Source organism: Paenimyroides ceti, assembly GCF_030409925.1.
This window is the reverse complement of record NZ_JAUFQU010000028.1, coordinates 1-14046: the sequence shown is the minus strand read 5'-3', so window position 1 is coordinate 14046 and position 14046 is coordinate 1. Positions and strand designations below refer to the sequence as shown.

14 protein-coding genes and 2 pseudogenes are annotated in these 14046 nt (G+C 36.3%); 12 read left to right on the top strand and 4 right to left on the bottom strand.

The features are described from left to right. Window positions 1-3781 (bottom strand): annotated as a pseudogene (locus tag QW060_RS19925) (CusA/CzcA family heavy metal efflux RND transporter); the annotation flags it as partial. 127 nt (window positions 3782-3908) lie between these two features. Next, entirely contained in the window at window positions 3909-4250 is a 342-nt protein-coding gene (locus QW060_RS19920) for a DUF6660 family protein (protein ID WP_290362190.1), read from the bottom strand. Between the two features lie 269 nt (window positions 4251-4519). On the opposite strand from QW060_RS19920, the gene QW060_RS19915 reads away from it, so the two are divergent. The 12 genes and pseudogenes from QW060_RS19915 to QW060_RS19860 all read left to right on the top strand — a co-directional run bounded on the left by QW060_RS19915 (window position 4520) and on the right by QW060_RS19860 (window position 12604). After that, window positions 4520-4720 (top strand): hypothetical protein, encoded by a 201-nt coding sequence (locus QW060_RS19915; RefSeq protein ID WP_290362191.1) that lies wholly within the window; start codon window positions 4520-4522, stop codon window positions 4718-4720. Window positions 4721-4768: 48 nt separating this feature from the next. Next, on the top strand, window positions 4769-5644 hold the full coding sequence (locus QW060_RS19910) for a cation:proton antiporter (RefSeq protein ID WP_317623214.1): 876 nt from the start codon (window positions 4769-4771) through the stop codon (window positions 5642-5644). Beyond that, complete coding sequence (locus QW060_RS19905; protein ID WP_290365006.1) at window positions 5629-6129, top strand: cation:proton antiporter; 501 nt, start codon at window positions 5629-5631, stop codon at window positions 6127-6129. Before QW060_RS19910 ends, QW060_RS19905 begins: the two co-directional genes overlap by 16 nt. Window positions 6130-6227: 98 nt before the next feature. Continuing rightward, complete coding sequence (locus QW060_RS19900) at window positions 6228-6488, top strand: hypothetical protein (protein WP_290362192.1); 261 nt, start codon at window positions 6228-6230, stop codon at window positions 6486-6488. Further along, window positions 6485-7441, top strand: coding sequence for a malate:quinone oxidoreductase (locus QW060_RS19895; protein WP_290365005.1), 957 nt, complete (start codon window positions 6485-6487; stop codon window positions 7439-7441). Before QW060_RS19900 ends, QW060_RS19895 begins: the two co-directional genes overlap by 4 nt. Next, window positions 7359-8807, top strand: coding sequence for a TonB-dependent siderophore receptor (locus QW060_RS19890; protein WP_290365004.1), 1449 nt, complete (start codon window positions 7359-7361; stop codon window positions 8805-8807). The genes QW060_RS19895 and QW060_RS19890 overlap by 83 nt, the downstream gene beginning before the upstream one ends. A 35-nt stretch (window positions 8808-8842) precedes the next feature. Continuing rightward, window positions 8843-9031 carry a TonB-dependent receptor gene (locus tag QW060_RS19885; protein ID WP_290365003.1) on the top strand — a complete coding sequence of 63 codons (189 nt, stop codon included), beginning with the start codon at window positions 8843-8845 and terminating at the stop codon, window positions 9029-9031. Between the two features lie 41 nt (window positions 9032-9072). Continuing rightward, window positions 9073-9492 (top strand): TonB-dependent receptor, encoded by a 420-nt coding sequence (locus QW060_RS19880; protein ID WP_290365002.1) that lies wholly within the window; start codon window positions 9073-9075, stop codon window positions 9490-9492. A 148-nt stretch (window positions 9493-9640) separates the two neighbouring features. Then, window positions 9641-10050, top strand: a pseudogene (locus QW060_RS19875) (BrxA/BrxB family bacilliredoxin). 98 nt (window positions 10051-10148) lie between these two features. Then, entirely contained in the window at window positions 10149-10883 is a 735-nt protein-coding gene (locus QW060_RS19870; RefSeq protein WP_290361831.1) for a lysophospholipid acyltransferase family protein, read from the top strand. Between the two features lie 30 nt (window positions 10884-10913). Further along, a complete protein-coding gene (locus QW060_RS19865; protein ID WP_290361832.1) occupies window positions 10914-11912 on the top strand; it encodes an acyl-ACP desaturase in 999 nt (332 codons plus the stop codon). A 44-nt stretch (window positions 11913-11956) separates the two neighbouring features. Then, entirely contained in the window at window positions 11957-12604 is a 648-nt protein-coding gene (locus QW060_RS19860; RefSeq protein WP_290361833.1) for an HD domain-containing protein, read from the top strand. 54 nt (window positions 12605-12658) lie between these two features. On the opposite strand, the gene QW060_RS19855 is transcribed toward QW060_RS19860, so the two are convergent. Continuing rightward, the gene (locus QW060_RS19855) at window positions 12659-13252 is read right to left on the bottom strand and encodes a hypothetical protein (protein WP_290361834.1); all 594 of its coding nucleotides are present in this window, start codon (window positions 13250-13252) and stop codon (window positions 12659-12661) included. A gap of 196 nt (window positions 13253-13448) precedes the next feature. Beyond that, window positions 13449-13850 (bottom strand): c-type cytochrome, encoded by a 402-nt coding sequence (locus tag QW060_RS19850; RefSeq protein WP_290361835.1) that lies wholly within the window; start codon window positions 13848-13850, stop codon window positions 13449-13451. Window positions 13851-14046 lie beyond the last annotated feature (196 nt).

The window sequence follows — 14046 nt, the reverse complement described above, 5'->3', positions numbered from 1 at the left end:
TAAAAACATTGGACTGAAGGTTTCTTTCTGAATGTTGAAATCTTCTTTTATCTGTAAAAGCGTTTTCAGATTCTTATAGGCATTTTGAATGTATATTTCATTTTGCTGATACAACAATGTAATTTCTCCGCGTTGCGTTTCTGCTGTATTGATATCTATTTTTCGTGTATCTCCTGTTTTATAACGCAGAGAAGCAATTTTTACAAAGTCTTCATACAGGCCATCTAAGTAACGCAGCTTTTCGGCATTATTTTCAAGAAATCTCAATTGATAATAGTAGCTTCTGACCTGACTTTTTAATTCATTTACTGAATTTTGTTTATCCCATTCCTTTCCTTGTGTCTGTGCTTCGAATAATTGTTTTTTCGCTCCGAAAAGAGTGGGGAAAGGGATGCTTTGTGAAATCTGGATACCATCGTTATACTCAAAGCCTTCATTGTTCCCGTATTGAAAAGAAACATTGGTTTTAGGTAGTTCAAATGATGATTGTTCCAGTTTTTGAGCAGCTTCTTTATTTAAGGATGCTGCTTTGATATTCAAATTGTTTTCCAGTGCCAGATCAATAGCTTCATCAAGTGTTATGATTCTGGTTTGGGCACTGGAATCTGAAGTGCCCAATAACATAAAAGTTATAATTAGTGTGGTGAAAACAGCTTTCATCAGATATCTTTTTTAGATTTATTTTTTCCGTTAAAAGTAATATACAGCAACGGCAGTATAAATAGTGTAAGCAAAGTGGCAGAAATAAGCCCTCCGATGACTACAGTTGCCAAAGGTTTCTGGACTTCAGCTCCTGCACCAGTACTGATTGCCATTGGTAAAAATCCGAAACTGGCTACCATTGCAGTCATTAAAACCGGTCTCAATCTGGTTTTTGTCCCCTCAATAACTCTTGGAACAAGGTCTTTCCACCCCTCTTTTTCCAGCCTGTTAAAAGTGGTTATCAATACAATTCCGTTTAAAACAGCAATACCAAACAAAGCAATAAAACCGACACCTGCGGAGATACTAAAGGGCATTCCTCGGAGTAACATCGCAAATACACCTCCGATAGCACTCATAGGGATGGCTGCATATACAAGTAAGGCTTCCCGTATCGAATGAAAGGTAAAATATAACAAAATAAAAATCAGCAGTAATGAGATGGGTACAGCCACTAAAAGTCTGTCAGTTGCTTTCTGGAGGTTTTCAAACTGCCCTCCATAGGTAAAATAATATCCTGACGGAAGTTTGACTTCTGTATCTAATTTTGCCTGTATTTCTTTTACTACGCTGGCAACATCTCTGTTCTGTACATTAAATCCGATAACGATTCTTCTTTTACCATCTTCCCGGCTTATTTGCGCAGGTCCCAGTTTGTAATCAATTTTTGCAATTTGTGAAAGCGGAATTTGATTACCGTTTGCCATTGGAACAAATAAATTGTTGACATCTTCAATCGAACTTCTGTGAAGACTGTCCAGACGAACAACAAGGTCAAATCTTCTCTCGTTTTCATATACAACGCCTGCAGCTTTTCCGGCAAAAGCCGTACTAATGATACTGTTAACATCCTGTACGTTCAAACCGTAATTTGCCATTCGGGTGCGGTCGTATTCAATATTGATCTGAGGTAAACCTGATACGCGTTCTACCTGAGGTGAAGTAGCGCCTTCAACACTTTGGATTACAGCACTTACTTTATTTGCATATTCCAGTAATACATCCAGATCTTCACCGAAAATTTTTACGGCTACATCTTGTCGTATTCCTGTCATCAGTTCATTGAAACGCATTTGTATCGGCTGGTTTTTTTCAAAGAAAACTCCGGGAATTGCTTCCAGTTTTTCATTGATTTCTTCTGCTAGTTCATCATAAGTTTTTTTTGTTTTCCATTCTTTTTGCGGTTTCAAAATCACCATCATATCTGTTGCTTCCGGCGGCATGGGGTCGGTAGGTACTTCAGCCGCTCCTGTTTTCCCTACAACCATTTTCACTTCATCAAATTCTTTGATGATTCGGGATGCCTGCATAGATGTTTCGATACTCTGGCTCAGGGAAGTTCCCTGAGGTAATATGCAATGGTAGGCAAAATCACCCTCTCCTAATGTCGGTAGAAATTCGCCTCCCATTCTGGAAAAAAGATAAATACTGAAGGCAAATAAGCTCACAGAAAGTCCTATAAATATATACTTTGCTTTGATGGCTTTATGCAATAATGGCTCGTATATTTTTTGCAGAAAATCCATTAGTTTGTCCGAGAAATTCTTTTTACCACTCATCTTTTTAGGCAAGAACAATGCACTCATCATAGGAATGTATGTAAACGATAAAATAAGTGCACCTAAGATTGCGAAACCTACTGTTTTAGCCATAGGCGTAAACATTTTTCCTTCAATGCCTACCAATGTAAGAATCGGTATATAAACAATAAGAATAATAATTTCTCCGAAAGCGGCACTCGTACGGATTTTTGAAGCCGACACAAATACTTCCTCGTCCATTTCCTGTTGTGTAAGACGTTTCATGGACTTCCTCATTCCAAGATGGTGCATAGTGGCTTCCACCACAATGACAGATCCGTCAATGATCAGTCCGAAATCAATAGCTCCCAAACTCATAAGGTTGGCACTCACTCCAAAAAGATTCATCATGGCCAGTGCGAAAAGCATGGATAAAGGAATGGCAGAAGCAACGATGAGTCCGGCTCTTAAATTCCAAGAAAAATAACCAGAACAAAGATAACAATCAAAGCACCTTCAATAAGGTTTGTTTTTACCGTGTTCATAGCTCTTCCTACCAAATCGGTACGGTCGAGATAAGGTTCTATAATAACATCGTCAGGAAGTGATTTCTGGATGGTAGGGATTTTTTCTTTAACCCTGTTTACTACTTTATCTGCATTTTCTCCTTTGAGCATCATGACAACACCTCCAACAGCGTCAACCTCTCCGTTATAAGTCATGGCTCCGTAACGGACAGCACTTCCAAAGCGAACTTCTGCTACATCTTTTATAAAAATCGGCACGCTGCCGGTATCATTTTTTACTACAATATTGCCTACATCTTCTAATGTCTTTACAAGACCAACTCCACGTATAAAATAGGCATTTGGTTTTTTGTCAATATAAGCACCTCCAGTATTTTCATTGTTTTTTTCCAATGCAGTAAAGATATCAGTAATACTGATGCTCATTGCTTTTAACCGATCCGGATTTACAGCTACTTCATATTGTTTGAGTAAACCTCCGAAACTATTGATTTCTGCAATTCCGGGAGTTCCATATAACTGGCGGGCTACAATCCAATCCTGCATAGTCCGGAGATCCATAGCAGTATATTTTTTTTCACTTCCTTTTTTAGGATGTAATATATATTGATATACTTCTCCTAAACCGGTACTTACAGGGGCTAATTCAGGTATTCCGATTCCGGCAGGAATTTTACTTTCAGCTTCTTTTAATCTTTCAGATATGAGCTGTCTTGCAAAATAAATATCAACATCATCATCGAATACAACTGTTATAACAGAAAGACCAAATCTTGAAATACTTCTTACCTCTTCTAAATCAGGAAGGTTTACAATACTTTGTTCGATAGGGAAGGTTACTAATTGCTCTACTTCCTGCCCGGCAAGAGTAGGACATAGCGTAATAATCTGGACTTGATTGTTGGTGATGTCGGGTTGTGCATCGATAGGGATTTTTGTGGCACTCCATATTCCCCAGATGACTAATAACAAAGTCATTATGGCAATAATGAATTTGTTCTTTATAGAGAACTTGATTATAGTATCTAACATGAATTTTTTAATTAAAAATTAATTATTGAATATTCTGAATATAAATTTCAGATAGTATATAAAGAAAACAGCTGTTTTTGCAGTGTGCAAGAAACAGTTATCCTCTTCAAAGACTGGTTACAATAAATTAAGCTTTAATTTTTGGCGGCTGCCAGATACTATCAATATAACTGGAGTATTCCGGATTGTTATATATAATTTCACGCGCACCATTCATGGGTATCAATGCTGAAAAACTTAGAGTTTCAGGTAGAGAAATAGAAGCAATGATACTGCCACAACAGTTACAACTACAAAAAGGACTGCATAAATCTGTCTTGTTTGAATGATCGTGACCGTTGTGATTTATTGAACTCTGTGTGAGGGTTTTCAGTGGTGTAAAGATATTACTCAGAGGCATACTGTCACTACATGGTACTAAAGATAAGGCCATGATAAAAACAGATAATATGAAGACTCTTAGTTTCATTAACGCCGTAAAGGTAAAAATTTTTTCTTCTTCATAGCAACGTATTTATGAATAAATTAGGGAATTGTAAATAAATATTTTGTAAACAGAATATTTTTTTTCCTCAAAAAGAAATGGAATTTAATGGATTAGAAAGGGATATTCTGTTTTTTTATATATTTAATACTGTCGAATCAGAGGCATTTTTTAGCAATTGAGAGTTATATCATTTTAGTCTTTATGATTTGCTCAATGGGAAGTTTTTTATTTATGGACTATTTTTTTACATCATGCATCACAATTTACTTTTAATTCTGTGCTTACTATTTGTTGTTTTCTTGCTTGTAATGCTGGCACAGCGTATCAGGGTTGCTTATCCTGTATTTTTAGTAATAGCAGGTCTCGGAATCAGTTTTATTCCCGGAGTTCCGGAACTTCATTTAGACCCTGAACTTATTTTTCTGTTTTTTCTGCCTCCTCTGCTGTATTAAGCTGCATGGTATACTTCATGGAATAACTTTTGGAAGTGGAAGAGACCGATTGCTTTACTGGCTTTTGGACTCGTATTTTTTACGTCTTCCATTATTGCCTATACATCAGCTCTGCTTATTCCCGGTTTTACTCTGGCTTTGGGTTTTTTATTAGGAGGTATTGTTTCTCCTCCTGATGCAGTAGCTGCTGCAACGGTTTTAAAAGGAATGAAAGTACCTAAAAGACTTATGACAATATTGGAAGGAGAAAGCCTTATAAATGATGCTTCTTCTTTGATTGTTTTCCGGTTTGCACTGGCAGCTGTATTGACCGGAACTTTTTCGATGCAGGAGGCAACGGGCCAGTTTTTTATGGTAGCAGGTATGGGCACAGTAGTTGGTCTGGCAGGAGCGCATATTCTTTATGTAATTCATCGCTTTTTACCTACTACTCCTCCAATTGATGCGGCTTTAACGGTAATGACTCCGTATATACTTTTTCTCTGTGCAGAACAATTTCATTTTTCAGGAGTAATGGCCGTAGTGAGTGGTGGATTGTTCATGTCTTACAGAGCTCATGAAGTTTTTAAAACCGGAAGTACCCGCTTGAATATGCTGGGAGTATGGACAACGCTTATTTTTGTCATGAACGCATTAGTGTTTATTCTGATTGGATTAGAGTTACCTGAAATCATACGTGGATTAGGAAGTTATTCTATTGCCGATGGTATTCGTTATGGATTGATTATAAGTGCAATTACTATTGTATTGCGTTATCTGTGGGTATATCCTTCAGCTTATATTCCGAGATGGTTAAGTGCCAAAGCAAGAAGAGATCCATCACCAGGCTGGAAAGGTCCTTTAATCATCAGCTGGGCAGGAATGAGAGGAGTAGTCTCTTTGGCAACGGCATTGTCAATTCGGTTCTTATGGACAACGGTGTAACTTTTCCACAAAGGAACCTGATCATATTTACGACTTTTGTCGTCATTTTTGTTACTCTTGTTTTTCAGGGTTTAACATTACCTTTAGTGATCAAGCTTATTAAAATTGAAGAAATTGATGATATTATGCCTGAAGATGAACAGCAGGCGCGTATACAGTTGTGTCTGGATGATGTAGCGATAAGATTACTCGAAAAATATGGTAACTCAGATGCTGAAGGAAATGAATTGATAGCTTTGTACAGAACAACTATAAAAAATGAAGTATATAATATACAGCAACGTTTAGAATCTTTTGAATGTGGAGAGATTAAGCATAAAGAAATCAAGAAATACCATTCTTTACTTATGAAAATTTATTCTGAGCAGCGTAAGGAATTGTTCAGACTAAAAAAGGAGCATGCATTTGAAGATGAAGAAATAAGAAAAGCTGAAGTACAGATTGATTTAAATGAATTAAAAATAACAGGATCCGGTCATCTGTAAATATTTATAAAATTGTTTTATTGATAATTTTGTTTTATTGTTAAAGTATTCATAATTTTTTTTGTATATTTAAGAAAGAATATTCATTAATTAAATATATGATTGATATGACTGCGACTCAAAATGAATACAACAAACAGCAAAAAACATTAAAAATTCTGTCGGCAATTTTTTTGTTTTTATCCTATGTTATAGGTATTGGTGCATTGATAATCACTGTTTATCTTTTGGCTACACCAAGAGGAACCGGAGCATGGATTTTACCAGCTTTTAGTTTTCTTACGGGAGCAATTGTGTTTTTGTTTCTTTACTCTTTTTCAAAAGTCATTAATCTGCTTATTCAAATCAGTAATAAATGAAAAAGAAACTAATAGGTTTATTGTGTATTCTTGCTTTTATTTCCTGTAATAATAAAAGCAGTGAAACTGAAACAGTTGATGTAGTGTTGATTGGTGGCGGTATAATGAGTGTTACTTTGGCTAATATGCTTCATGAATTAGACCCCAATCTTACTATGGTCACCTATGAAAGACTTGAGGCCGTAGGTATGGAAAGTTCAGCAGCGCTGAATAATGCAGGTACAGGACATGCTGCTTTGTGTGAGCTTAATTATACGCCGGAGTTAAGTGACGGAAGCATTGATATTCATAAAGCAGTGGAAGTAAATGAGTCTTTTGAAGTTTCTAAACAGTTTTGGTCTTATCTGGTAGCCAATCATAAAATAAGTTCAGCTTCGAAATTTATAAACCCCACTTCACACATGAGTTTTGTAATTGGAGAAAAAGACAGCGAATATCTTAAAAAACGTTTTTTAGCACTCCAAAAACATCCATTGTTTACAGGGATGGAATTTACTGAAGATTCTGAACTGATCAAGCAATGGGCTCCTCTGATTATGAAAGAAAGGGATTCCCGTCAGAAAATTGCGGCTACAAAAATTGATATTGGTACTGATGTAAATTTTGGTGCTCTTACAGAAGAGTTAGCCTCTAATATGGAAAAATCATCTAATATGCGGATAGAATTTAACCATGAGGTTATTAATATTAAACGAAATAAAGATGCTACCTGGAGAGTAACCGTAAAGGATCTCAAAAATAATATTTTGAAAAGCATTCATTCAAAATTTGTTTTTATTGGAGCTGGCGGAGCCACCCTTCCTTTACTTGAAAAAACCAACATCCCAGAAGCAAGAGGTTATGGTGGTTTTCCGGTGAGCGGTGAGTGGCTTGTATGTAATAATCCTGATATTATTGCACAACATGCAGCAAAAGTATACGGCAACGATTACCCGAATGCCTTTAAAACCTAAAGATCAGATACAGAGTATCTCTGTTATTTCTAATAAAGTAATCGAAGCTCAGGGAGCCTTAACGATTACAGATGCAGTACGGAATATTCCAGGTGTTACCTTATTTGGGAGTTACGGTGGTGTGAAAGAAAGTATGTCTGCACGCGGATTTCGGGGAATACCAGTATTAAAGAATGGTGTGCGTATGGATTCTCAGTTTCAGACTGCCTCAGGAGTTATTGATATGCAGGGAGTAGAATCGATACAGATGATCAAAGGCTCTGCTGCTATTACTCAAGGGGTTATTACCGATTTGGGAAATGCAGGAGGTGTAATTAATGTGGTAACAAAAACGCCGAATTTTGTTAATGCTGCCAATGTGGGGTTGCGCGTGGGAAGCTGGAATCAGATACGTCCGGTATTTGACTACCAGACGGTATTAAATGAGAGTGAAACAGTAGCATTTCGTTTAAACGGAGCGTACGAAAGCGCAGATAGTTACAGGGCGTATTTAAAATCTAACCGCGTTTATCTGAATCCTTCCCTGGCCTGGAAGCCTACAGAGAAAACAACAGTTGTTCTTGAAGGAGATTATTTTAATGATAACCGGACACCGCATACTTCTGCTGTAAATCTGGCGGCTAATCAGGGAACTAATGCATTGTATGTCTTGCCTGATGATAAATTTTTAGGATTCAAAAGTGATAATAACAACACAAAAATGAGCAGTATGATGGTTAGAATTGATCATAAACTGGACGATCAGTTCCGGATAAGAGCTGCTTATGCACAATCATCCTACAGCGTAGATAATACACAAACAACCGCAAACGCAATAAGAGGCTCACAAGAGTATCACATTCGCCAGCGAGTGATGAGCCGCAGTCTCAGAGAAGATAAAAACAGTACGTTTCAGTTTGATCTGATCGGACAGGAACTTTATACAGGTTCTGTAAAACATACGGCACAATTAGGATTCGATTATCGCACAGCCGATGCAACTACCACCAGCTTTACAACTGATGTAAACGGTTTACAACGCAATTATATTGATGAAATAAACATCTATGAAAATTTTCCAAATGCGATCAATGATGTAGTAATCACTGGAGAGGAAGGGGAACAGATGCCGGCAAAAATTACGTTTAAGGCAAATGATCCTGTAAGAGCTCAGTATGGTACGTTTGGTGTTCTAGCTCAGGATGTAGTAGAATTTAATAAATATGTGAAAGGAGTTTTTGGTCTTCGGTATTCACAAATAATTACAAAAGATGCTGTGTCTACCAACGGTACGCAACGCTCTGCATGGAATCCGATGGTAGGTGTGATGCTGAGCCCTATAGAACAAGTTAATGTTTTGGATCTTTTACCAATTCCACCAGTTTAAGAAGCGCTGCAGATAAGCTGAACACAGGAGAAGAAGTGGGAGCAGCAGTGACCAACCAGTTTGAAACAGGAATAAAATCTTCATGGCTAAACGATCGCTTACTCTTTAATTTTACCTATTTTCATATTCTCACCAGCAACTTGTCAAACACCGAATATGAACCGGGTACTTCAAATCCGACGGGCTATGTATTTAAAGCAGGAGATCTGAAACGAACCGAGTAGAAGTAGAGCTAAACGGACGTATCTTAGATAATCTTACGGTAATGCTTGGATATGCTTATCTGGATGCGCAATATCAAAACAGCCCTTCGTATGTAAACGGTTCTGCACCCATGAATGCCCCAAAAAACACAGCTAACGGCTGGATTCAGTATTTGTTTAATAACGGGGTGCTAAATGGTTTAAGCATCAGTACAGGTTTATATTACGTTGGTGAACGCCCGGTTAATGAATACAGTCTGGCTCCGGACGGACATGGAAATATGGGAGGTACAGAACCATTTGACATGCCTTCTTACTATACGTTAAATGCACAGCTGGGCTATAAATACAAAGGATTCGATGCACGATTTTATTTCAATAATATAACAGATCAGATAGGGTTAAATTCATATTTCAGAGGAGGTTTTATCAATCAGATAGATCCACGGAATATAGCTTTATCGGTTTCCTATAATTTTTAATTTGAGTGGGTTAGTTGATTAGAAAAATGGCTTGTTTTTATATAAGCCATTTTTTTTAATTATAAAAACACCGTTAATAGATTATTAAATACATAGCTTAAAACAAAATAGTTTTATAATTTTGTGTCATAACGTAAATCAGATAATTATGTACCCAGAAGAAATTGTAAAACCGATGCGTGAAGAGCTTGTTGCTGTCGGTTTTCAAGAATTATATACAGCTAAAGAAGTGGAAGATGCTTTAGCAAAAGAAGGAACAACCTTGGTAGTGGTAAATTCAGTGTGTGGTTGTGCAGCAAGAAATGCACGTCGGGAGCACGAATGAGTTTGGACAACGGTAAAACACCGGATCAGATTGTAACTGTTTTCGCAGGAGTGGATAAAGATGCAGTAGATGCAGCACGTGAAAAAATGTTTCCTTTTCCCCCATCATCACCAAGTATGGCGTTGTTTAAAAACGGAGAATTGGTACATATGTTAGAAAGACATCATATTGAAGGTCACCCGGCGGAGACTATTTCAGAAAACTTAAAAGAAGCGTATAACGAACACTGTTAAGAACACTGTTAAACTTATCCCTTTTTTAAACAAACGAACCGCCGATTATATCGGTGGTTTTTGTTTTTATTGTATATTTGACCTTTAATTTCATAAAAGTGCAAAAAATTATCTCTTATCCAATTAGTATTGTTTTTTATTTCTTTTTTGCGTTAGCCTTGTTGATCTTTCATCCGATTCAATGGATTTGTTTAAATATTTTTGGTTATCAGGCACATAAAAAAAGCGTAGACATTCTTAATGGCTGTTTATTGAGATGCGGACATATATTAGGAACTACATTTTCAGTAGAAGGTGTAGCGTTGGTGCCTGAAAAAGTGCCGGTAATTTTTGTATCCAATCATCAGAGTCTTTATGATATTGTTTTAATGATATGGTATCTGCGAAAAGCACATCCTAAATTTGTAAGTAAGAAAGAATTGGGGAAAGGGATTCCGAGTGTGTCATTCAATCTTAAAAGAGGTGGTTCTGTGCTTATTGACCGGAAAGATTCAAAACAGGCATTACCTACTATCAAAGGATTGGCAGAATACATCCAGAAATACAACAGATCAGCTGTTATTTTCCCGGAAGGAACGCGTTCAAAAACGGGTGCACCTAAAAGCTTTTCTGAAAACGGAATGAAAATATTATGCAAGTATGCACCGGATGCTTATGTAGTGCCGGTTACCATAAATAATTCATGGAAAATATTCCGTTATGGAATGTTTCCTTTAGGGTTGGGGGCAAGAGTCAGTATGAAAATACATGAACCGATGAAAGTGAATGACTATGATTTTAATACCCTGTTTGAGATCACACAGGAAAAAATCACCTCGCAAATAAAATATTAATAAACGGATAAGACGGTAAAAGAAAAAAATATGTCAACAAAAAATGTTCGATTAGAAGTAATGCAGTTTCTGGAAAAAAATATAGATAGTTTCGTAGATAACTATCTGATTCCAGTGGAGAAAATTTGGCAACCATCTGATTTGTTACCCAATTCAGAATCAGATAATTTTTTTGAAGAAGTTAGAGAATTAAGAGAATACGCTAAAGAATTACCATATGATTTTTGGATTGTTTTAGTAGGTGATACAATCACTGAAGAAGCATTGCCAACTTATGAATCCTGGCTGATGGATGTTGATGGTGTAAAACAAAAAGAAGGAGAAGGTGGTAACGGATGGGCAAAATGGATACGTCACTGGACAGGAGAAGAAAACCGTCACGGAGACTTGTTAAACAGATATCTGTACTTATCCGGAAGAGTGAACATGAGAGAGGTAGAAATTACCACACACCATTTGCTCAATGACGGATTTGATCCGGGAACCGACAGCGATCCGTATAAAAACTTTGTTTTTACCAGTTTTCAGGAATTGGCAACGTATGTTTCTCATAACAGAGTAGCGCAGTTAGCTAAGAAAAACGGAGATCATAAATTATCAAAAATCTGTCGTTTGATTGCTGGAGATGAAATGCGTCATCACCATGCATATTCTGAATTTGTAGATCGGATTTTTAAAGTAGATCCTTCTGAGATGATGCTTGCTTTTAATTATATGATGAAGAAAAAAATCACCATGCCAGCCAACCTTATTCGAGAATCAGGCGGAGCCATCGGCGATGCTTTCCATCACTTCTCGGAATCTGCACAGCGTATTGGAGTTTATACTTCTATGGATTATGTGGAAATATTACAAAAATTGATCAGCCGTTGGGAAATCGATAAAATAACCAATCTGACAGATGAAGCTGAGAAAGCGAGAGATTATCTTATGAGACTTCCGGATCGTATGGCTCGTCTGGCAGAAAGAATGAAAATATCTGCAGAGTCACACGTGTTTAAATGGGTAAACCCTGCTATGGTGAAATAATATAAATAGAAAGCTGTGATAACAGCTTTTTTTAATTTACAGAGATGCAAAACATTATAGAAAAAACAATCATTTTTGTGCAAAAAGAATTGCAACATAACGAGTCGGGACATGATTGGTTCCATATCGAACGTGTGTATAATACAGCAGTAACTATTGCTAAGAAGGAAGCATGTGACCTTACTGTTGTAAAATTAGCAGTACTGCTGCATGATATTGCAGACAGTAAGTTTCATAACGGAGACGAGAGCGTGGGACCTGAAAAAGCAGCTGGCTTTTTAGAATCATTGGCTGTTGATCCTGAAATCATTGAGCATGTAAAAAAAATCATTGAAAATATCTCATTCAAGGGAGGTAATTTTGAGAAAAACTTTCATTCCAAAGAACTGGATGTTGTACAGGATGCTGATCGGTTAGATGCTATTGGTGCTATTGGTATTGCCCGTGCTTTTAACTATGGCGGTTATAAAAACCGGATAATTTATGATCCGGCACAACAGCCTAAAATGAATATGACCAAAGAGGAATATAAAAACAGCAATGGTACTACTATCAATCATTTTTATGAAAAATTACTCTTGCTAAAAGACCGAATGAATACTGAGACCGGAATACAGATGGCACAACAGCGGCATAATTATATGGAAGGGTTTCTGAATGAATTTTTTGATGAATGGAAGGGTTATCTATAAATAAAAAACGAGTATTAAACTCGTTTTTTTATCTTTTAAGAATATAGATGTGTTCTAACACTTTCTGTGGCATACCTGAACGGATACTAAACCACGTGCATATTGAATCTGAACACAATCTCCGCTTCCTTTTAAGCTTGGGCTAAGTATTTTTTCTGTTGCGGTGGCAATCCCTTCTTTAGATGAAAACGAACCACCACTGGTCCAGCCTTCAGGACATTTTCCTAATAATAGATCTGCAATGCCTATCAATGAAGGGAAGGTACTATTGATTTTATTGTCAAATATATCGATTACTTTTTTTGCCTTTGTATCAAGAAAATGCAAATCAGTGACAAAAGCCTGATTTTGCTTGAAATTTAACTTATACACTACCAAATCAGCATTTGGGTACTTTTTTCTGATTTCTTCTAATTCATCATTAAAACTGTTCAGTGTGTTTTTAATGTGACTATTCAATTCTTTAGCGGTGTAAGCCTTAAATAAAACAATTGTATCTGTTTTAAAAGGAGTAAAATCGTTTAAATTTAGTTTATATCCTACATCCTCTTTGCTTAAATTATTTTTTGTTTCGGCTTCTCTGTCTTCTTGTGAGCACCCTGCGAATGCTGCTAAAGAAATTACTAATAAAATAAATAATTTTTTCATACTGTATAATTTTGTAGTTAATATCTCAAAACTAAGTAAAAAACAATACAATATTTTAAATTAACAAAATATTAACTTTTTGAATTTGAATATTAAAATGTTTTTTGTTATTAATACCAAGTTGGGAAATTGTATTGCTACATATTACTATACAATAAAAAAACAGCTGGAATTCAACAACTGTCTTTATTTAAATTTATTTTAGGTGGCTTTTTATGTAAAGCTCTAAAGATTTAACTTCTTCATCACTAAAGGTTTTGATAATGGCGAAATTAGCTTTCATTACATCATATTGAGCGGGGTCTACAATCGGTTCTGCTTTTTGTCGTAAAAAAGCAAACATATCGCCGTTTTTCTCCTGATAAATTTTTGCTATTTCCTGAATACTTGGGCCGATTACTTTTTTATCAGGAAGGTGACAGGTATAACATGCCGCTTTATTACTGTTAAAGAGTTCCTTTCCTTGTTCAATAATCACTTTTGGATCATTCGGGTCAACTACTTCTTCAGGATATAATTCCTTGGATTTTTTTTCCTCTTTATTACATGAAACTCCCAAAAATGAAAGAGCCAACATGCTGAACATAAAAAATTTCATTGTCTTGTTTTTGTTGTTCTGTAAAGATACTAATATATACTTACTTGTTCAGTAAAATAGCGGCTTCTTTAGCGAAATAAGTAGAGATAAGATTAGCACCTGCACGTTTGTGGGTCAAAGTGATTTTAGCGATGTAGCTGTAAACGACTATAATTTTATTTCCTATGGATTATATAGAGACAGTGAGCACAAATCT

Excerpts from the sequence above, each read along its gene's own strand:
- QW060_RS19920 (WP_290362190.1), bottom strand. The coding sequence starts at position 4,250 with ATGAAACTAAGAGTCTTCATATTATCTGTTTTTATCATGGCCTTATCT.
- QW060_RS19915 (WP_290362191.1), top strand. The coding sequence starts at position 4,520 with ATGCATCACAATTTACTTTTAATTCTGTGCTTACTATTTGTTGTTTTC.
- QW060_RS19905 (WP_290365006.1), top strand. The coding sequence starts at position 5,629 with ATGGACAACGGTGTAACTTTTCCACAAAGGAACCTGATCATATTTACG.
- QW060_RS19900 (WP_290362192.1), top strand. The coding sequence starts at position 6,228 with ATGATTGATATGACTGCGACTCAAAATGAATACAACAAACAGCAAAAA.
- QW060_RS19895 (WP_290365005.1), top strand. The coding sequence starts at position 6,485 with ATGAAAAAGAAACTAATAGGTTTATTGTGTATTCTTGCTTTTATTTCC.
- QW060_RS19880 (WP_290365002.1), top strand. The coding sequence starts at position 9,073 with ATGCTTGGATATGCTTATCTGGATGCGCAATATCAAAACAGCCCTTCG.
- QW060_RS19865 (WP_290361832.1), top strand. The coding sequence starts at position 10,914 with ATGTCAACAAAAAATGTTCGATTAGAAGTAATGCAGTTTCTGGAAAAA.
- QW060_RS19860 (WP_290361833.1), top strand. The coding sequence starts at position 11,957 with ATGCAAAACATTATAGAAAAAACAATCATTTTTGTGCAAAAAGAATTG.
- QW060_RS19855 (WP_290361834.1), bottom strand. The coding sequence starts at position 13,252 with ATGAAAAAATTATTTATTTTATTAGTAATTTCTTTAGCAGCATTCGCA.
- QW060_RS19850 (WP_290361835.1), bottom strand. The coding sequence starts at position 13,850 with ATGAAATTTTTTATGTTCAGCATGTTGGCTCTTTCATTTTTGGGAGTT.